This window comes from Bacillus sp. NEAU-Y102 (genome assembly GCF_054788175.1).
This window is the reverse complement of the sequence record NZ_JBTWFK010000020.1, coordinates 20,310-39,303: the sequence shown is the minus strand read 5'-3', so window position 1 is coordinate 39,303 and position 18,994 is coordinate 20,310. Positions and strand designations below refer to the sequence as shown.

The following is an 18,994-nucleotide window of genomic DNA, read 5'->3' as shown; positions in this document are numbered from 1 at the left end:
TTTTTGTTTTACTAAGTAGAGACGAAACGAGTGTGGAGGCAAGCATGAAAATAAAAGAGATTATCGTTGTAGAAGGTAAAGATGATACAGTTGCGATTAAGCGTGCTGTTGATGCGGATACAATTGAAACGAACGGTTCAGCAATCGGTGATCATGTTATTGAGCAAGTTAAATTAGCGCAACAAAAAAGGGGCGTTATTATTTTCACAGATCCGGATTATCCTGGAGAGCGTATTCGAAAAATTATTTCTGACAAGGTTCCCGGCTGTAAGCATGCCTTTTTACCGAAGGAAGAAGCGCTTGCTAAAAGGAAAAAGGGAGTTGGGATCGAACATGCTTCTAATGAGTCGATCCGCCGTGCTCTAGAGAATATACATGAAGAAATGGAAGTTTATACAAGTGAAATTAGTTGGAGTGATTTAGTCGATGCAGGCTTAGTGGGCGGAGAAATGGCAAAGAGCCGCAGAGAAAGAATGGGTAAGCTATTAAAGATTGGTTATACAAATGCAAAACAGTTACATAAACGATTACAGATGTTTCAAGTTTCAAAGGAATCATTTGGAGAAGCTTATAAGCAAGTAATACAGGAGGAAAAAAAATGAAGGATATCGCAACGCCAAATCGTACAAAAGACATTGTTGAAAAGTATGGATTTTCATTCAAAAAAAGTTTAGGACAAAACTTTTTAATTGATACAAATGTATTAAATCGTATTGTCGATCATGCTGAAATTGGTTCAGAAAGTGGTGCAATTGAAATTGGACCAGGTATCGGTGCATTAACAGAGCAATTAGCGAAGCGTGCTAAAAAAGTAGTGGCTTTTGAAATTGATCAAAGACTATTACCAATTTTAGATGAGACGTTAGCACCATATGGTAACGTTACAGTTATTAATAAAGACGTACTAAAAGCGGATGTACATGAAGTATTTAATGAGCAATTTGAAGAAGGGCAAGATGTAATGGTAGTAGCTAACTTGCCATACTATATTACAACGCCAATTTTATTTAAATTGCTTGAAGAAAAGTTACCAGTTCGTGGATTTGTTGTTATGATGCAAAAAGAAGTTGGAGATCGTTTAGCTGCTAAACCTGGAACGAAAGAGTATGGTTCTTTATCGATTGCCATTCAGTATTATACAGAAGTTGAAACAGTTATGACTGTACCGCGTACAGTGTTTGTACCACAGCCAAATGTTGATTCTGCAATTATTCGCCTTCTAAAGCGTCCGAAACCGGTTGTAGAGGTGACAGATGAAACATTCTTCTTTGAAGTAGTACGAGCAAGTTTCGCACAGCGCCGTAAAACTTTAATGAATAATTTATCAAATAATTTAAATGGTTTCCCGAAAGATAAGGAATTATTGGATCGAATTTTAACAGAAGTAGGAATTGATCCAAAGCGAAGAGGCGAAACGCTATCTATTGAAGAGTTTGCAACATTAAGTAATGCATTGGTTCTTCATAAATTATCATAAGAATATGAAAGGGACAGTTCAACTTGAACTGTCCCTTTTGTCACCTTTCTCCCTCTAAATTCATATTTTAAAAACAGGTAAGATGGCCTAATGAGTTTGGAGGTAGGAGAATGGCTTTACATGTTGGAGAATTAGTGGAACGATATTCTCATAAGAGGGATATTCTTTTTCGTATTATAGAAATAAAAGGCGAGATAGCTATATTGTTTGGAGAGGAAATTAGACTGGTGGCGGATGCGCCACTTGAAGATTTAATTAGTATAGATCAACGAGAACATAAAAAAAGGGTGAAGCGTGAGAAAGAAACAATGGAGCGCACGTATCGTTTGTTTCAACAAGATTATGTGTTAATGAAACAAAGGCATGAACATACTTCAACTGGTGGATACACAAGTGAGGTGAATTATTTTCAAATGCCGGGACGTGTATTGCATATAGATGGAGACCCTTTATATTTGCGCAAGTGCTTAGACTTATATAACAAAATTGGCGTTCCTGTACAAGGTATTCATTGTAAAGAAACGGAGATGCATGAAAAAGTAGTAGACTTAATAGATCACTTTCGCCCAGACATTCTCGTTATTACGGGGCATGATGCATATACAAAATCGAAAGGAGTGAAGGGAGATTTAGCGGCATATAGGCATTCAAGGCATTTTGTACAGGCTGTTCGAGAAGTGCGAAAAAAATATCCATCATTGGATCAACTTGTTATTTTTGCTGGGGCATGTCAATCGCACTTTGAGGCACTAATTCGTGCAGGGGCCAATTTCGCTAGTTCACCATCTAGAATTAATATTCATGCACTAGATCCCGTATATGTAGTTGGTAAAATTAGTTTTACTTCATTTATGGAGAGAGTCAATGTATGGGATGTCGTACGTAATACAATTACTGGTGAAAAGGGACTAGGTGGAATTGAAACGAGAGGGATTTTACGAACGGGATTACCTTTTCAACATTACGAAGAGTAAGCAGGGTACATATGTATCTTGCTTTTTTGTATGGAAGGATTTAAATGAATTTGGATAAAAAGAGGCAAGAACGTACAGACTACGTAATGATACTTTTACAATATAGTATTTCTTCTATCTATTCAAACGCAAGATGATATTAGCTGTGAATCGCGGTTAATAATTAGGATAGATATATAGTGCTTTAAGTGTTCAATCTAAATTACAGCGAGGTGTAGCGAAGTATATGTCAAAACGTTTAGATGAAATTAAAAGCGAATTAGATCACCATCTTGGACAGCGACTTATGTTAAAAGCAAATAGTGGAAGAAGAAAAACTGTGGAGCAATCAGGTGTACTAGCAGAAACATACCGTTCTGTTTTTGTTGTACAATTGGATCAACAAGAAGATGCGTTGCAACGTGTATCTTATAGTTATGCAGATGTTTTAACAGAGACAGTAGAGTTAACATTTTATGGAGACCCTCATAATGAGGTCATTTTATAATCCATATATCATTACATATATTCCCATAAATGAAAAGCTATATTATTTTGCATACTAACTATACCGTAGCAAAATAAGGAGGGACTCTGCATTGAGTAGACGAAGAGGTGTCATGTCAAACCAATTTAAAGAAGAGCTAGCAAAAGAGCTTGGCTTTTATGATGTTGTTCAGAAAGAAGGATGGGGCGGAATTCGTGCGAAAGATGCTGGTAACATGGTGAAACGTGCTATAGAAATTGCAGAACAGCAATTAATGAAACGAAACCAGTAGTTGTAAGATACTTTCTATGCTACGGTAGCCGAGGAGACATTCCTCGGCTTTTTGTACTCTAAAAGGTGCCATCATTTTACATAAGTAGTTTCATTCTGAATGCTTTTCGTTATAATTAGGGAAGTGTCATCGTCTTACTATAAATTTATGGTAAAATAAACGATAAAAGATTGAGTACATAGAGTGGGTGAATAGATTGAAGCTACTAGTGAAAGCACCAGCAAAGATTAATCTGTCGTTAGATGTACTGGGAAAAAGACAAGACGGATATCATGAAGTGAAAATGATTATGACAACCATTGATTTAGCAGATCGTCTAGAACTAACGGAATTAGCAGAAGACCGTATTGAAATTTTATCCCATAATCGGTATGTCCCAGACGACCAACGAAATTTAGCTTATCAGGCAGCGAAATTATTAAAAGAGAAGTTTAATGTAAAAAAAGGTGTATCTATTACTATTGAAAAAACGATTCCAGTAGCAGCTGGATTAGCAGGTGGAAGTAGTGATGCAGCAGCGACATTACGTGGTCTTAATAAATTATGGAATTTAGGGCTTACAATTGATGAGTTAGCAGAGCTTGGCGCAGAAATTGGATCAGATGTATCGTTCTGTGTATACGGCGGCACAGCAATTGCCACTGGAAGAGGAGAGAAAATTGAGCATATAAAGACTCCGCCTTCTTGTTGGGTTATTTTAGCGAAACCACATATAGGTGTATCTACTGCTGATGTGTATGGAAATTTAAAGTTAAATCGAGTTACACATCCAAATGTAGATAAAATGGTTGATGTCATAAATTCTGGAGATTATAAAGGGATTTGTGATACTGTTGGTAACGTTTTAGAAGATGTAACATTTGGAATGCATCCTGAAGTTGCACGTATTAAATCACAGATGAAGCGATTCGGAGCGGATGCTGTATTGATGAGTGGAAGTGGTCCAACTGTATTTGGACTTGTACACCATGATTCTCGAATGCATCGCATTTATAACGGGTTAAAAGGATTTTGTGAACAGGTCTATGCGGTACGTTTATTAGGAGAGCGAGAAACGCTTGAATAAAGACGTATAATACGTTATGATTTGTTTAGAATATTCGTGATTTGAGGTGAGAGTATGAAAATTAGAAGAAGTACAAGATTAGTCGATATGACTTATTACTTGCTACAAAACCCTCGTCAGCTAGTATCTCTCACTTTTTTTGCTGAAAGGTATCAATCGGCTAAGTCTTCCATTAGTGAAGATTTAGTTATTATTAAGCAAACGTTTGAACAACAAGGGGTCGGCACATTGCAAACGATACCAGGAGCAGCAGGAGGAGTGAAATATATACCGTATATAAGTGAAGAAGAGGCAGATCTAATTATTGATGAGCTTTGTGGCTTATTTGAAAATCCAGATCGTATTTTGCCTGGCGGTTACTTATACATGACAGATTTATTGAGTAATCCTCGCCATATTAATGGCGCAGGTCGTTTGTTTGCTTCTGTTTTTGCTAGGCAATCAATTGATGCGGTTATGACGGTGGCAACGAAAGGGATTCCACTTGCTTATGCAGTGGCAAATTACTTAGATGTACCAGTTGTAATTGCAAGGAAAGATAATAAGGTAACAGAAGGTCCGACTGTTAGTATTAACTATGTGTCGGGTTCTTCTAAACGAATTCAAACAATGACATTAGCAAAACGCAGCCTTCCAGAAGGATCGAATGTTTTAATTATTGATGACTTCATGAAAGCTGGTGGAACGATTCAAGGTATGATGAGTATGTTAGAAGAGTTCAAGGCTAATGTTGTTGGTATTGGTGTATTAGTAGAATCCACAGATATTGAAGAACGACTAATTAATAATTTTGTATCATTAATTCGTCTATCGGAAGTTGATGTGAAAGAAAAAACGATTCAAGTGGAAAAAGGGAATTATTCTCTTGCACCATTTGATGAAGGGCTTGTAGAGGCTGAATAAAAGGTAGAGCAGATAGCTCTATCTTTTTTTATTTTATTTATAGATTATAAAATAGATGGACAAACTGCCTTTCGTACACTATTTTTAAAGAGTAAAATAAATAATAAAAGGGTGAAAAGTATGAAAGTTGTTCAAACAAGCAAGGCACCACAAGCAATTGGACCTTACTCACAAGGGATTATTGTAAATAATATGTTTTATAGCTCAGGACAAATTCCATTAACGGAAAATGGGGAGCTTGTAACAGGAGATGTAACAGTACAAACAGAACAAGTATTTCAAAATTTACAAGCGGTATTAGAGGAAGCAGGTGCTTCATTTGATACAGTCGTAAAAACAACAGTATTTTTAAAGGACATGGATGATTTTAATGCAGTGAATGAAGTATATAGCTCTTATTTTTCTACTCATAAACCAGCTCGATCTTGTGTGCAAGTAGCAAAATTACCGAAAGATGTTTCCGTTGAAATTGAAGTAATCGCCCTAGTTAAGTAACCTTTTGTAAGCGATAACCTCCACTAATCTCTATATTCAACTACATTAAAAATTTTTATCTTAAAAATTTTTAAAAAATTAAAGGGAAAATAGAAAATTTGTGGAATTTATACAAATATATCGCTTATTTAGAAAAGGGTGGTGAACACAAGATGGAAGTGACTGACGTAAGATTACGCCGCGTAAACACAGAAGGCCGCATGAGAGCAATTGCCTCTATTACTTTGGACCATGAATTTGTTGTTCATGATATTCGTGTAATTGATGGTAATAATGGATTATTTGTAGCAATGCCAAGTAAACGTACTCCAGATGGAGAGTTCCGTGACATTGCACATCCGATTAATTCTGGTACACGCTCTAAAATTCAAGATGCGGTTTTAACAGAGTATCATCGTTTAGGCGAGTTAGAAGAGGTTGAGTTTGAAGAAGCAGGTGCTTCGTAAAATTCGAATGAAAAGGGCTTTGACGAAAAGCCTTATAATTTTGTAGCAAACTCCTGTAAGCATTTACAGGAGTTTGTTTTTTTTACTTTATATTTGTAAATTTCACAATTCATTAATATAAAAAGAAGAAACTACTAATTTTTTCAAAATCATTTTAAATAGTATAGCTTATTTCTTAAAAAAGATACTAAAGAGTAAAACATCTTATAAGAATTATGGTAAAATTTAATAGTTAAAATGTGTTTCTTGAAATATATGATGATTTAGGATAATATCTTTAATGGATAAATAGGTTGCGATGGAGGGTCTATATGTCAAACAGATTTGCAGTGATTCTAGCTGCAGGTAAAGGCACACGTATGAAGTCTAAGCTATACAAAGTGCTGCATCCTGTATGTGGAAAACCCATGGTACAACACGTAGTCGATCAAGTATCTCAATTAGGATTGCAGAAACTTGTAACGGTTGTTGGACATGGTGCTGAAATGGTACAAGAACAGCTAGGAAACGTAAGTGAGTTTGCATTACAAGCAGAACAACTTGGTACAGCACATGCTGTAGATCAAGCTGCAAGTGTACTTGCAAATGAAGAAGGAACAACTTTAGTTATTTGTGGTGATACGCCGCTAATAACTGCTGAAACGATGGAAGCATTACTTCAGCAACATAAAGAAGCAGGAGCAATGGCGACGGTGCTAACAGCGTACATAGAAGAACCTGCTGGATATGGCCGTATTGTTCGTAATGAGAATGGTCATGTTGAAAAGATTGTTGAGCATAAAGATGCAAATGAGAAAGAATTAGCTATTAAAGAAATCAATACAGGTACGTATTGTTTTGATAATAAGGCTTTATTTGCTTCACTTTCTAAAGTTTCAAATGATAACGTACAAGGTGAATATTACCTTCCAGATGTTATTGAGATTTTAAAAAATGAAGGTCATATCGTATCAGCTTATCAAACAGAGCAGTTCGATGAAACGTTAGGTGTTAACGACAGAGTCGCTCTATCGCAAGCGGAAATTATTATGAAAAACCGTATCAACCGAAAGAACATGGTAAATGGTGTTACAATTATTGATCCAAGTAACACTTATATTTCTGCTGATGCAATTATCGGTAGTGATACAGTTCTTCATCCAGGAACAATTATTGAGGGGAACACTGTAATTGGTTCTGATTGTGAAATTGGACCGCATACAGTAATTCGTGATAGTGAAATTGGAGATCGTACGACAATTCGTCAATCTACTGTACATGATAGTAAACTTGGTACAGAAGTATCGGTTGGTCCATTTGCACATATTCGCCCAGATTCAGTTATTGGAGACGAAGTACGCGTTGGAAACTTCGTGGAAATCAAAAAAACTGTCTTTGGTAATAGAAGTAAAGCTTCACACTTGAGTTATATCGGGGATGCACAAGTTGGAGAAGACGTGAATCTTGGTTGTGGTTCAATTACGGTGAACTATGACGGTAAGAATAAATTCAAAACTGTGATTGGTAATGGGGTATTTATTGGATGTAATTCAAACCTTGTTGCTCCAGTAACAGTTGAAGATGGTGCTTATGTGGCAGCAGGCTCTACAATTACAGAGAATGTTCCATCAAAAGCATTATCGGTAGCACGTGCACGTCAAGTTAACAAAGAAGACTATGTTGATCAATTGCTGAATAAGAAAAAATCATAATGTGGAGGGTTAATCTAGATGTCGACTCAATATCTAAATTCTAATTTGAAAGTATTCTCTTTAAACTCTAATAAGGAACTTGCTGAGCAGATTGCAAAGCATATTGGAGTAGGACTAGGAAAATGTTCTGTTGATCGTTTTAGTGATGGAGAAGTTCAAATTAACATTGAAGAAAGTATCCGTGGTTGCGATGTATTCATTATTCAATCTACAAGCTTCCCAGTAAACGAACATATCATGGAATTACTTATTATGATCGATGCATTAAAACGTGCATCTGCGAAAACAATTAATATTGTTATTCCTTATTATGGTTATGCGCGTCAAGACCGTAAAGCGCGTTCTCGTGAACCAATTACATCGAAACTTGTAGCAAACTTGCTTGAAACAGCAGGTGCAACTCGTGTAATCACTCTAGATTTACATGCTCCACAAATTCAAGGGTTCTTTGATATCCCAATCGACCACTTAATGGGTGTACCGATTCTTTCTGATTACTTTGAAACAAAAGGTCTTAAAGATATCGTAATCGTGTCTCCTGATCATGGTGGTGTAACTCGTGCAAGAAAAATGGCAGATCGTCTAAAAGCGCCAATCGCTATTATTGATAAGCGTCGCCCTCGCCCGAACGTATCAGAGGTAATGAACATTATCGGTAATATTGAAGGCAAAACAGCGATTTTAATTGATGACATCATTGATACAGCTGGTACAATTACATTAGCAGCAAACGCTCTTGTTGAGAACGGTGCTTCTGAAGTATATGCTTGCTGTACACACCCAGTATTATCTGGTCCAGCAATTGAACGTATTCAAAATTCAAATATTAAAGAGTTAGTTGTAACGAACTCTATCGTATTACCGGAAGAGAAGAAAATCGACAAAGTACATGAACTTTCAGTTGCTCCATTAATCGGAGAAGCAATCATTCGTGTATACGAAGAAGAATCTGTGAGTGTATTATTCAATTAATTGGATAGAATGAGACGTAACCAAAATTGGTTACGTCTTTTCGTATCGAAAAAAGAAAGTAGTGGTACAAGAATGAAATTGATAGTAGGACTTGGGAACCCAGGTAGAGAATATGAATTAACAAGGCATAATGTTGGATTTATGGCCATTGATGAACTTGCGAAGCGTTGGAACATTTCTTTGAATGAACAAAAATTTAAAGGTGTATTTGGTGCAGGGTTTGTTAATGGAGAAAAGGTAATCTTATTAAAGCCGCTAACATATATGAATTTATCTGGAGAAAGTATTCGTCCACTCATGGATTATTATAAAATTGATGTTGAGGACTTCGTTGTTATGTACGACGATTTAGACATTCCTGTAGGTAAATTGCGTCTTCGCATGAAAGGTAGTGCTGGTGGACATAATGGTGTAAAGTCAACGATTTCACACCTAGGAACACAAGAATTTCAACGTATCCGTATGGGAATTGATCGCCCGAAAAATGGAATGAAGGTAGTCGATTATGTATTAGGACGCTTTACATCTGAAGAGATTCCGGATGTTAACCATTCTATTGAAAAAGCAGCGGATGCATGTGAAGAGTGGCTAAATAAGCCTTTTCTCCAAATCATGAATACTTTCAATAGTTAAAAATGAGATTAGGAATATTTCTTTTTTGTTTTACCCATACTAGTAGTAATTTAATTTTTAGGAGGCTAGTATGGAAGGGTATTATTATTGCAGACACTGCGGAGGTAATGTAGGCTCCATTAACGCAGAAAAAGTATATAGCGACGTTTTATTTCAACTAACAGAGCAAGAAGTAGTAGAGATGATTCATTTTCATGAGAATGGAAATATATATATAAAAACGATTTGTGAATCGTGTCAAGAAACGCTCGCATCTTATCCTGAGTATTATGAATATGAAAAATTTCTGCAATAAAATGTTGTCGCTTTGGCATGTCCAAAGCATTTTTCTGTTTTCCTTTTCCGAAATATTTGCATAAAATAGAATGGCTTGCTCTTTATGTTGAGAGGAGTTTTAAAAATGATAGGTTTATTAGAGCAATTTTATAAAAATAAAGAGATACAATCAGTTATTAATGGATTAGAAGATGGGTTAAAGGAACAACTTATATCAGGGATGGCAACGTCTTCTCGTTCATTATTAATGGCGGCGTTATATAAAAAAACAAAAAAATCACAATTAATCGTGACACATAACTTATACCAAGCGCAAAAAGTACATGAAGATTTAGTGGCGTTACTTGGTGAAAAAGATGTGTGGCTATATCCAGTGAATGAACTTATAGCATCGGAAATTGGGGTTGCAAGTCCAGAATTGAAGGCGCAACGTATAGAAGTGTTAAATCGCTTGGCTGCTGGAGAGAATGGAATCATTGTAGCTCCAGTGGCAGGATTGCGTAGATTTTTACCAATAAAAGAATTGTGGAAGCAAAAGCAAGTTGAAATCAATCTAGGGCAAGAGATTGATTTAGATGCGCTCTTGCATACTTTACATCATATTGGCTATGAACGTAAGTCGATGGTAGAAGCTCCAGGGGAGTTCAGTTTGCGCGGGGGAATATTAGATATTTATCCTTTAACTGAAGAACTACCATTTCGTATTGAATTCTTCGATACAGAAGTCGATTCTATTCGATTATTTGATGTGGATGAACAGCGTTCTCAAGGAAAAAAAGAAAGCGTTAAGTTTGGTCCGGCAACAGAGTTTTTATTTTCACAGGAAGAATTAAAATCAGGAATTCAGCATCTTGAAGAAGGTTTGACTAAGACGATGCAAAAACTTTCTGATGATAAACTAAAGACTACAGTACTTGAGACGGTAAGTCATGAAATTGAGATGTTGAAAAACGGGCAAAGTATAGAACAGATGTTTAAATACTTATCTATTTTCTATAAAGAACCTGCTAGTCTGATAGATTATTTACCAGAAGACGGTGTTGTAATTTTAGATGAGATTTCCCGTATTCAAGAAACAGCATCACATCTGGAAACAGAAGAGGCGGAATGGTATATATCACTTCTTGGTGAAGGAACAATTATTCAAGATTTATCTTTCTCTCACGCATTCGAGGGATTTCTTCATCATAAAAAAAGAAATTTTGTATATTTAACGTTATTCTTGCGTCATATTGCACACACACATCCGCAAAATATTGTGAATGTAACATGTAAAACAATGCAAGATTTCCATGGACAGATGAATTTGTTAAAAACAGAAATTGATAGATGGAATGAAGGGCATTTTACGACTGTTGTACTTGGAACAGATGATGAACGTGTGAAAAAATTACAACATATTTTAAGTGATTATGATATTGAGGCAGATATTGTGGAAGGTACAGATATCTTATTGCCTGGAAGGTTACAAATTGCTGTAGGTGATTTACATGCAGGATTTGAAATGCCGATGCAAAAGCTTGTTGTCATTACTGAAAAGGAGCTTTTTCATAAGAAAGTTAAAAAATCACAACGTAAACAAAAGTTATCGAATGCTGAACGTATTAAAAGTTATTCGGAATTAAAAGTTGGAGATTATGTAGTTCATGTAAATCATGGTATAGGTAAATTTTTAGGTATTGAGACATTAGAGATTAATGGTGTTCATAAAGATTATTTAAATATTAAATATCAAGGTAATGATAAGTTATACGTTCCAATTGAACAAATTGATCAAGTCCAAAAATATGTAGGGTCTGAAGGTAAGGATCCAAAAGTTTACAAATTAGGTGGTAATGATTGGAAGAAGGTTAAAACGAAAGTTGAAAAATCTGTACAAGACATTGCGGATGACCTAATTAAACTATATGCTGAACGCGAAGCTTCAAAAGGCTATGCATATACGCCAGATACAGCAGAACAACAAGAGTTCGAATCATCTTTCCCATATCAAGAGACAGAGGATCAGTTACGTTCTATTGACGAGATTAAAAAAGATATGGAACGCGGACGCCCGATGGATAGGCTCCTTTGTGGTGATGTAGGGTATGGAAAGACTGAAGTGGCTATTCGTGCGGCATTTAAAGCAATTATGGATGAAAAACAAGTTGCAATTTTAGTACCGACAACGATTCTTGCGCAGCAACACTATGAAACAATTCGAGAGCGTTTTCAAGATTATCCAATCAATATAGGATTATTAAGTAGATTCCGTACGAGAAAACAACAAAATGAAACGATTAAGGGTTTAAAGGATGGCACAATAGATATTGTAATCGGAACACATCGTATTTTATCTAAAGATGTTACTTATAAAGATTTAGGGCTTCTTATTATTGATGAAGAACAAAGATTTGGTGTGACGCATAAAGAGAAAATTAAACAATTGAAGGCGAATGTTGACGTATTAACATTAACGGCAACTCCGATTCCACGGACGCTTCATATGTCTATGCTTGGTGTGCGCGACTTATCTGTTATTGAGACACCGCCAGAAAATCGTTTCCCAGTCCAAACGTATGTAGTAGAGTATAATCCAGCATTAATGCGAGAGGCGATAGAGCGAGAGCTTGCAAGAGGCGGTCAAATTTACTTCCTATATAACCGTGTAGAGGATATTGAAAGAAAAGCAGATGAAATTTCGATGTTAGTTCCAGATGCCCGTGTAACATACGCACATGGGAAAATGAACGAAAGTGAATTAGAGTCTGTTATGCTATCATTTTTAGAAGGACAGCATGATGTTCTTGTAAGTACAACAATTATTGAGACGGGTGTAGATATTCCGAATGTAAATACGTTAATTGTATTTGATGCAGATCGTATGGGATTATCACAGTTGTATCAGCTTCGTGGGCGTGTTGGACGTTCTAATCGTGTTGCATATGCATACTTTGCCTATAAACGTGACAAAGTGCTGTCAGAGGTTGCAGAGAAGCGTCTGCAAGCAATTAAAGAGTTCACGGAACTTGGATCTGGTTTCAAAATTGCGATGAGAGATTTATCTATTCGTGGAGCAGGTAATTTGTTAGGGGCAGAGCAGCATGGATTTATTGATTCTGTCGGATTTGATCTATATTCTCAAATGTTAAAAGATGCAATTGAACAGCGTAGAGGAACAGATGGGGCTGAAAATACAGTTAATGTTGAAATTGACTTAGAGGTAGATGCATACTTACCAGATGCTTATATTTCAGATAGTAAGCAAAAAATTATGATGTATAAACAATTTAGAGGTGTTTCTGCAATTGAGGATATTGAAGAATTGCAGGAAGAAATGATCGATAGATTCGGTGATTATCCACAAGAAGTCGGTTATTTATTACAAATTGCAAATATTAAAGTGTTGGCAATGAAAGAACAAATTGAGTTAATTAAACAGAATAAATTTGAAGTAACATTCCTGTTTTCTGAACAAGCAAGTCAAAATATTGATGGTGGAAAATTATTCATGCTTGGAAATAGTTTTGGACGTATGATCGGTTTAGGAATGGAAGGATCACAATTGAAAATTGTTATGAAAACAAATGGTTTAGAGACATCGAAGTGGTTAACAATTGCTGAAAATTTATTAAAAGGCTTACCAGATGTAAAAAAAGAAGTAATAAATGCCTAAAATAAGATAAAAAAATACAATTCGACGTGCATAGAAGAACTAATGTGTAAAATACTATGTCTAACAGTTGGTGATTTTTACATGAACAGGTAAATTCACCACTTTGATCATCAGTAGAAAGTGAGGCAGCATTAGAATGAAAGCAACTGGAATCGTACGTCGAATTGATGATTTAGGCAGGGTAGTAATCCCGAAGGAAATTCGTAGAACTTTACGTATTCGAGAAGGAGACCCACTAGAAATATTTGTTGATCGCGATGGAGAGGTAATTTTAAAGAAGTATTCTCCAATTAGTGAACTAGGTGATTTTGCAAAAGAATATGCTGAGGCTTTATATGACAGCTTAGGACATAATGTGCTTGTCTGTGATCGAGATTCTATCATCGCAGTATCAGGCGTATCGAAAAAAGAATACTTAAATAAAAGTGTTGGCGATTTAATCGAAAAAACGATGGAAGAACGAAAGTCTGTTATTATGACGGACGAAAGTGATATTTCCATTATCGATGGTGTAACAGAAAAGGTTCATTCTTATACAGTTGGACCGATTGTTGCAAACGGAGACCCGATTGGAGCTGTCATTATTTTTTCGAAAGAAGCTATTATAAGCGAAATCGAGCATAAAGCAGTTAATACTGCTGCCAGTTTCTTAGCAAAACAAATGGAGCAGTAAGGGTGTATAATTTTAGAAGTAGCAATTTTTCCTAATTATGATCTTTCTTTTTGAGAAATCAATTATTTGGAGATATATGTATATTGAATGAAGGTAGCGCTTTGCTACCTTTTTTCGTTGAGTATTTTTAACGGTGCAGGAACCTATTATTACCCGTGGTGGTAAGGCAGCTTGTTCATTTCTTTATGATATAATACGAGAGGTGAGAATAGAAAAAGGAGTTTTCTTGTATGGAAGCGAAGAAGTATCAAGCCTTTTGGCGTGGGGCTATTATATTAACGATTGCAAGTTTTGTTACAAAAGTATTAAGCGCTTTTTACCGTATTCCATATCAAAATATAGCGGGTGATATTGGTTTTTATATTTACCAACAAATTTACCCGTTTTATGGATTTTGTTTAATTTTAGCTACTTATGGGTTTCCTATTATCATTTCGAAAATGGTTGCAGAACGACTAGAGCGGGGAAAACAAAAAGAAGCAGAAGAAATTATTTGTGTATCTTTTTGGTTTTTATTGGGAATTGGTTTTATAGGCTTCTTTACATTGTTTTTTGGGGCCAAAACAATTGCGATAGCTATGGGCGATATATACTTAGATAAGTTACTACGTGTTATTTCATTTTCATTCTTATTGATGCCGTTTTTGTCTGTAGCAAGAGGGTATTTTCAAGGCTTCAATAATATGATGCCAACAGCTGTTTCGCAAGTAATAGAACAAACAATTCGAGTTTCTATTATTGTATTTTTATCGCTATTCCTAATTGCTCACGGATTTGATTTATATACAGTTGGTGCAGGGGCTATGTTAGGCTCAATTGCGGGTGGACTTATTGGGATTATTGTACTTATGTTGTATATGCGTCGAGATTTTCGTTCTATATTTTTCAAAAGTGTAGCGAGAATTAAGGGCAAAAGGAGGATAATTAAAATCCTTTTTTGGCAGGGGTTAGCGATTTGTGTTAGTAATTTAGTGCTTATTTTTATACAGATGGCAGATTCAATATCCTTGTACACCTTACTTATTGGTGCGGAAGAACAGGTTGAAAGTGCAAAGGTATTAAAGGGTGTTTATGATAGAAGTATTCCGCTAATGCAATTAGGTACTGTTGTGACGACTTCTTTCTCGTTGTCACTTATTCCAATTATTACAGCGGCGAAGGAAAGAGGAGATCTTTCCTTTATTCAAGAAAAGGTAAAGTTAGCAATGAAAATAACACTTGTTATTGGACTTGCAGCAGCTATTGGACTAACTTGTATTATTCAACCTACGAATATTATGTTGTTTGAAAATAGTGATGGATCAGATGTTTTATCTATTTTATCTTTATCTATTTTATTTAGTTCGTTGTCAATTACGACGGCTTCTATTTTACAAGGGTTGGGACAAACATTTAAGCCAGCGTTATTTGTTGTATTTGGAGGTTGCTTAAAGTTAGCGTTAAATTATATATTTATGCCTTATTTTGGTGTGAAAGGGGCAGCCTTTGCGACTTTGTGTGCGTTAATTATAATTTCTGGGCTAAATAGTTTGTTGCTTATGAGAGCTGTATCAGGATCGCTTATCAATAAGCGAAATATGTTAGGTGTAGTGATTAGTGGTATCTGTATGGGATTTGTATTAATGATGTTCACACGTGTGTTGCAGGTGTCTGGATTAGTAATTGATACGGAACATAGAGGAATCGCGACGCTTGAAGCGTTGCTAGGTGTAGTTGTCGGCGGATTGACATATATGTTTTTAATTTTGAAATTACGTGTATTTACAAAAAAAGAATTAGGAACCGTTATGAAACAAGAGAAAAAAGAAGGTTCATTGAAGAAGAGTGGATAGAGGTGACAGATTGTGAGTGGAATCATTACTATTTTAGGTTTAGGTGCTGGTGAATTAGATCAGCTAACGATGGGTGTATATCGAAAGATAAAAGAAGCAGATCATCTGTTTGTTAGGACGAAGGAACATCCAGTTATAGAAGAATTGGAGAAAGAAGGCGTACAATATACGGCTTTTGATGATGTATATGAAGCGCATGATACGTTTGAAATTGTATATGAAACAATTGCGAATAAATTGCTAGAACAAGCTGAAGGTACAGAAATTATCTATGCTGTTCCAGGGCATCCGCTTGTAGCAGAAAGAACAGTTCAGCTACTGTTGGAAAAAGGTGAAGATTCAAATGTTGAAGTGCGAATTGAGGGTGGACAAAGTTTCCTTGATCCTATGTTTGCAAGCCTAAAGATTGATCCAATTGAAGGATTTCAATTACTTGACGCTACATCATTTAAAAGAGGACAATTAGAATTACGTCAACATCTAATCTTTTGCCAAGTATATGATGCATTCGTTGCATCTGATGTGAAATTAACATTAATGGAGATGTTGCCGGATGATTATGAAGTGTATATCGTAACAGCTGCAGGAACTTCATTTGAACAAGTAAAGAAGGTACCGTTGTATATGTTAGATCATGAAACGGAATTGAATAATTTAACGAGTGTGTATGTGCCGCCAGTTCAGGAGCGTGCATCCTTGTATCAACAGTTCGATGTACTTAGAGAAATTATTGCAGAACTTCGAGGCCCAAATGGTTGTCCGTGGGATAAAAAGCAAACACATCAATCATTAAAGAAATATTTAATTGAGGAAGCTTATGAAGTATTGGAAGCAATTGATGAAGAGGATGATGATCACTTAGTAGAAGAATTAGGTGATATATTATTACAAGTTATGCTTCATGCTCAAATTGGAGAAGATGAAGGTTGGTTTTCTATAGATGATATCATTCGAACTCTATCTGAGAAAATGGTTCGTCGCCATCCACATGTATTTGGAAATACGGATGTAAACAATGCTGATGAAGTGATTGCCAATTGGGAAGAAATTAAAAAACAAGAAAAAGGATTCGTGAAAGAATCTGTTTTAAATGGCGTTCCAAAAAGTTTGCCGCAGTTACTACGCGCCTATGAAATTCAGAAGAAAGCCGGTAAGGTTGGATTTGATTGGGTTGATGTGCAGCCTATGATAGAGAAAGCTTTGGAAGAATGGCAAGAGTTCCAACAAGAAGTTACAAACATGGATGAGGAAAAGATGCTAGGTGAGTTTGGTGATTTACTATTTGCATTTGTTAATATAGCTCGTCATTATAAAATAGATCCAGAAGAGGCGTTACGTTCAACTAATGAGAAATTTACTGGTCGTTTTTTATACATGGAGGCAAAAGTAGCTGAAATGAATAAAGAGATGGAAGATTTATCATTAGAACAGTTAGATGTTTTATGGGAAGAAGCGAAACAAACAGAGCGTTAATAGGGGGATTTGAGATGCGTCTAGATAAGTTTTTAAAAGTGTCACGTTTAATTAAAAGAAGAACATTAGCGAAAGAAGTAGCTGATCAAGGAAGAATATCTATTAATGGTCAAGTGGCAAAAGCAAGTTCGGATGTGAAAGTAGCTGATGAATTAACAATTCGTTTTGGTCAAAAAATAGTGACTGTAAAAATAAATGAATTGAAAGAAACAACTAAAAAAGAAGATGCAGCAAATATGTATAGCTTAGTTCGCGAAGAAAAAGTAAAAGCGGAAGAAGGCTTGTTCTAAAATCATTTATCCCCTCATACATTACTATTAGCTAGTAAAAACCTATGGGGGGATTTACGTGAATAATGGTTACTCACCTACGTCTTCTAATCAACAAAATGTTTCTGTGGAGCATGATATTATTATGCGTGGAAGGCGTGTAATTGATATTACTGGTGTGAAGCAGGTAGAGAGTTTTGATAGCGAAGAGTTTTTACTCGAAACCGTAATGGGTTTTTTAACGATTCGTGGTCAAAATTTACAAATGAAAAATTTAGATGTAGAAAAAGGTATTGTGTCGATTAAAGGGAAAGTTCATGAGATGCTGTATATTGATGAAAATCAAGGAGAAAAAACTAAAGGTTTCTTTAGTAAGTTGTTTAAATGAGCTTAACAATTCAGTTGTATACAATGCTTTCAATGATTGGAATGGGTGCTTGGATTGGAGCATCTTTAGATACATATCAACGTTTTTTAAAGCGTCAAGAACGTAAACGTTGGCTTGTATTTATACATGATATACTATTTTGGATTGTCCAAGCATTATTTGTCTTTTATGTATTGCTTCTCGTAAATGAAGCTGAGTTACGTATATATGTGTTTTTGGCATTATTATGTGGTTTTGCGGCATATCAAAGCTTACTGAAAGCACTATACATGAAGCTGTTAAATTTTCTCATCTATATTTTTATGCAAACAACATATTTTTTTGTTCGAATTATACAGCTACTCATGATAAAACCTGTTATTATTATAGCGCAGCTATTTATTGCATTTATATTATTCTTATTTCGTATACTGCTTTCAATTGGACATGTGTTATGGAAAATGGTGATTTGGATATTACTTTTCATATGGAAAGTTTTTTTCTGGCCTGTTCGATTTATTGCTTCGCTCATATGGAAACTTCTCCCTAATCGTGTTAAACTTTTTATAGTGAAACATATAGGGTTCCTGCAATATATAGCAAAATTGAAGGGACATATCTTCCAAATATGGGAGCGTATAAAAAAGAAGTTAGGGGGACCTCGGAAATGAGGGAACTGAGACAAAGAACAATCGAAAAACAGAGTCCAAATCCTGTTAAAGAGCATATAATACAAACGGATGAGAACAGGAAGCGACTTTATCGCCGTTTAGCGGTTTTTCTTGTCTTTACTTTTACAATTATTGCGAGTATTAGTGTAACGTTTTATCAACAAAACAGTTCCATTAAAGCAAAAGAAGCAAAAGTTAAGGACATGAAAAAAGAACTGGATTCATTAACGAATAAAGAAAAAAGTCTAAAAGACGAAGTTCAAAAGTTAAATGATGAAGAGTACGTATTAAAGATTGCTAGAAGGGATTATTTCTTCTCTGGTAAAGGGGAGATAATTTTTCCTGTTTCGAAGTAGAGTATGT

21 protein-coding genes are annotated in these 18,994 nt (G+C 35.5%); all 21 read left to right on the top strand.

Features of this window, described 5'->3' with window-relative positions:
* Nucleotides 1-44 precede the first annotated feature (44 nt).
* The 21 genes from rnmV to divIC all read left to right on the top strand — a co-directional run bounded on the left by rnmV (nucleotide 45) and on the right by divIC (nucleotide 18,987).
* Nucleotides 45-602: a ribonuclease M5 gene (rnmV, locus tag ACYFX0_RS29965; RefSeq protein WP_000692842.1), complete on the top strand. Its 558-nt coding sequence runs from the start codon at nucleotides 45-47 to the stop codon at nucleotides 600-602.
* Complete coding sequence (gene rsmA / locus ACYFX0_RS29960; RefSeq protein ID WP_000651548.1) at nucleotides 599-1,477, top strand: 16S rRNA (adenine(1518)-N(6)/adenine(1519)-N(6))-dimethyltransferase RsmA; 879 nt, start codon at nucleotides 599-601, stop codon at nucleotides 1,475-1,477. The genes rnmV and rsmA overlap by 4 nt, the downstream gene beginning before the upstream one ends.
* A gap of 110 nt (nucleotides 1,478-1,587) precedes the next feature.
* Nucleotides 1,588-2,451 carry a sporulation peptidase YabG gene (gene yabG / locus ACYFX0_RS29955; protein ID WP_001173734.1) on the top strand — a complete coding sequence of 288 codons (864 nt, stop codon included), beginning with the start codon at nucleotides 1,588-1,590 and terminating at the stop codon, nucleotides 2,449-2,451.
* 226 nt (nucleotides 2,452-2,677) lie between these two features.
* Complete coding sequence (veg, locus tag ACYFX0_RS29950) at nucleotides 2,678-2,938, top strand: biofilm formation stimulator Veg (RefSeq protein WP_000044347.1); 261 nt, start codon at nucleotides 2,678-2,680, stop codon at nucleotides 2,936-2,938.
* Nucleotides 2,939-3,029: 91 nt separating this feature from the next.
* A complete protein-coding gene (sspF, locus tag ACYFX0_RS29945) occupies nucleotides 3,030-3,209 on the top strand; it encodes an acid-soluble spore protein SspF (protein ID WP_002094215.1) in 180 nt (59 codons plus the stop codon).
* Between the two features lie 196 nt (nucleotides 3,210-3,405).
* Nucleotides 3,406-4,275, top strand: a complete 870-nt coding sequence (ispE, locus tag ACYFX0_RS29940) for a 4-(cytidine 5'-diphospho)-2-C-methyl-D-erythritol kinase (RefSeq protein ID WP_000772104.1) — start codon at nucleotides 3,406-3,408, stop codon at nucleotides 4,273-4,275.
* A gap of 54 nt (nucleotides 4,276-4,329) precedes the next feature.
* The gene (gene purR, locus ACYFX0_RS29935) at nucleotides 4,330-5,178 is read left to right on the top strand and encodes a pur operon repressor (protein WP_000702467.1); all 849 of its coding nucleotides are present in this window, start codon (nucleotides 4,330-4,332) and stop codon (nucleotides 5,176-5,178) included.
* Between the two features lie 120 nt (nucleotides 5,179-5,298).
* Nucleotides 5,299-5,673, top strand: a complete 375-nt coding sequence (locus ACYFX0_RS29930) for a RidA family protein (RefSeq protein WP_000869823.1) — start codon at nucleotides 5,299-5,301, stop codon at nucleotides 5,671-5,673.
* Between the two features lie 152 nt (nucleotides 5,674-5,825).
* Nucleotides 5,826-6,119 (top strand): septation regulator SpoVG, encoded by a 294-nt coding sequence (gene spoVG, locus ACYFX0_RS29925; protein WP_000454041.1) that lies wholly within the window; start codon nucleotides 5,826-5,828, stop codon nucleotides 6,117-6,119.
* A gap of 311 nt (nucleotides 6,120-6,430) precedes the next feature.
* A complete protein-coding gene (gene glmU, locus ACYFX0_RS29920) occupies nucleotides 6,431-7,810 on the top strand; it encodes a bifunctional UDP-N-acetylglucosamine diphosphorylase/glucosamine-1-phosphate N-acetyltransferase GlmU (RefSeq protein WP_000071039.1) in 1,380 nt (459 codons plus the stop codon).
* An 18-nt stretch (nucleotides 7,811-7,828) separates the two neighbouring features.
* The gene (locus ACYFX0_RS29915; RefSeq protein ID WP_000107420.1) at nucleotides 7,829-8,782 is read left to right on the top strand and encodes a ribose-phosphate diphosphokinase; all 954 of its coding nucleotides are present in this window, start codon (nucleotides 7,829-7,831) and stop codon (nucleotides 8,780-8,782) included.
* Nucleotides 8,783-8,854: 72 nt separating this feature from the next.
* Nucleotides 8,855-9,415, top strand: a complete 561-nt coding sequence (gene pth, locus ACYFX0_RS29910; protein WP_106082528.1) for an aminoacyl-tRNA hydrolase — start codon at nucleotides 8,855-8,857, stop codon at nucleotides 9,413-9,415.
* A 70-nt stretch (nucleotides 9,416-9,485) separates the two neighbouring features.
* Nucleotides 9,486-9,710: an anti-sigma-F factor Fin family protein gene (locus ACYFX0_RS29905; RefSeq protein ID WP_000399438.1), complete on the top strand. Its 225-nt coding sequence runs from the start codon at nucleotides 9,486-9,488 to the stop codon at nucleotides 9,708-9,710.
* Between the two features lie 105 nt (nucleotides 9,711-9,815).
* On the top strand, nucleotides 9,816-13,346 hold the full coding sequence (mfd, locus tag ACYFX0_RS29900; protein WP_000579721.1) for a transcription-repair coupling factor: 3,531 nt from the start codon (nucleotides 9,816-9,818) through the stop codon (nucleotides 13,344-13,346).
* Nucleotides 13,347-13,482: 136 nt separating this feature from the next.
* The gene (spoVT, locus tag ACYFX0_RS29895) at nucleotides 13,483-14,019 is read left to right on the top strand and encodes a stage V sporulation protein T (protein WP_000648306.1); all 537 of its coding nucleotides are present in this window, start codon (nucleotides 13,483-13,485) and stop codon (nucleotides 14,017-14,019) included.
* Between the two features lie 230 nt (nucleotides 14,020-14,249).
* Nucleotides 14,250-15,851: a putative polysaccharide biosynthesis protein gene (locus tag ACYFX0_RS29890; RefSeq protein WP_106082525.1), complete on the top strand. Its 1,602-nt coding sequence runs from the start codon at nucleotides 14,250-14,252 to the stop codon at nucleotides 15,849-15,851.
* Nucleotides 15,852-15,863: 12 nt separating this feature from the next.
* Nucleotides 15,864-17,324, top strand: a complete 1,461-nt coding sequence (gene yabN / locus ACYFX0_RS29885) for a bifunctional methyltransferase/pyrophosphohydrolase YabN (protein ID WP_061666994.1) — start codon at nucleotides 15,864-15,866, stop codon at nucleotides 17,322-17,324.
* Nucleotides 17,325-17,338: 14 nt separating this feature from the next.
* Nucleotides 17,339-17,614: an RNA-binding S4 domain-containing protein gene (locus tag ACYFX0_RS29880; protein WP_001234876.1), complete on the top strand. Its 276-nt coding sequence runs from the start codon at nucleotides 17,339-17,341 to the stop codon at nucleotides 17,612-17,614.
* Between the two features lie 58 nt (nucleotides 17,615-17,672).
* Nucleotides 17,673-17,981: a sporulation protein YabP gene (gene yabP, locus ACYFX0_RS29875; RefSeq protein ID WP_001059105.1), complete on the top strand. Its 309-nt coding sequence runs from the start codon at nucleotides 17,673-17,675 to the stop codon at nucleotides 17,979-17,981.
* Nucleotides 17,978-18,631, top strand: coding sequence for a spore cortex biosynthesis protein YabQ (gene yabQ / locus ACYFX0_RS29870; protein WP_000059770.1), 654 nt, complete (start codon nucleotides 17,978-17,980; stop codon nucleotides 18,629-18,631). Before yabP ends, yabQ begins: the two co-directional genes overlap by 4 nt.
* The gene (gene divIC, locus ACYFX0_RS29865) at nucleotides 18,628-18,987 is read left to right on the top strand and encodes a cell division protein DivIC (RefSeq protein WP_001208739.1); all 360 of its coding nucleotides are present in this window, start codon (nucleotides 18,628-18,630) and stop codon (nucleotides 18,985-18,987) included. Before yabQ ends, divIC begins: the two co-directional genes overlap by 4 nt.
* The last annotated feature ends 7 nt before the right edge of the window (nucleotides 18,988-18,994 follow it).

Coding starts and splice junctions, on each gene's coding strand:
- rnmV (WP_000692842.1), top strand. CDS start 45: ATGAAAATAAAAGAGATTATCGTTGTAGAAGGTAAAGATGATACAGTT.
- rsmA (WP_000651548.1), top strand. CDS start 599: ATGAAGGATATCGCAACGCCAAATCGTACAAAAGACATTGTTGAAAAG.
- yabG (WP_001173734.1), top strand. CDS start 1,588: ATGGCTTTACATGTTGGAGAATTAGTGGAACGATATTCTCATAAGAGG.
- veg (WP_000044347.1), top strand. CDS start 2,678: ATGTCAAAACGTTTAGATGAAATTAAAAGCGAATTAGATCACCATCTT.
- purR (WP_000702467.1), top strand. CDS start 4,330: ATGAAAATTAGAAGAAGTACAAGATTAGTCGATATGACTTATTACTTG.
- ACYFX0_RS29930 (WP_000869823.1), top strand. CDS start 5,299: ATGAAAGTTGTTCAAACAAGCAAGGCACCACAAGCAATTGGACCTTAC.
- spoVG (WP_000454041.1), top strand. CDS start 5,826: ATGGAAGTGACTGACGTAAGATTACGCCGCGTAAACACAGAAGGCCGC.
- glmU (WP_000071039.1), top strand. CDS start 6,431: ATGTCAAACAGATTTGCAGTGATTCTAGCTGCAGGTAAAGGCACACGT.
- ACYFX0_RS29915 (WP_000107420.1), top strand. CDS start 7,829: ATGTCGACTCAATATCTAAATTCTAATTTGAAAGTATTCTCTTTAAAC.
- pth (WP_106082528.1), top strand. CDS start 8,855: ATGAAATTGATAGTAGGACTTGGGAACCCAGGTAGAGAATATGAATTA.
- ACYFX0_RS29905 (WP_000399438.1), top strand. CDS start 9,486: ATGGAAGGGTATTATTATTGCAGACACTGCGGAGGTAATGTAGGCTCC.
- mfd (WP_000579721.1), top strand. CDS start 9,816: ATGATAGGTTTATTAGAGCAATTTTATAAAAATAAAGAGATACAATCA.
- spoVT (WP_000648306.1), top strand. CDS start 13,483: ATGAAAGCAACTGGAATCGTACGTCGAATTGATGATTTAGGCAGGGTA.
- ACYFX0_RS29890 (WP_106082525.1), top strand. CDS start 14,250: ATGGAAGCGAAGAAGTATCAAGCCTTTTGGCGTGGGGCTATTATATTA.
- ACYFX0_RS29880 (WP_001234876.1), top strand. CDS start 17,339: ATGCGTCTAGATAAGTTTTTAAAAGTGTCACGTTTAATTAAAAGAAGA.
- yabQ (WP_000059770.1), top strand. CDS start 17,978: ATGAGCTTAACAATTCAGTTGTATACAATGCTTTCAATGATTGGAATG.
- divIC (WP_001208739.1), top strand. CDS start 18,628: ATGAGGGAACTGAGACAAAGAACAATCGAAAAACAGAGTCCAAATCCT.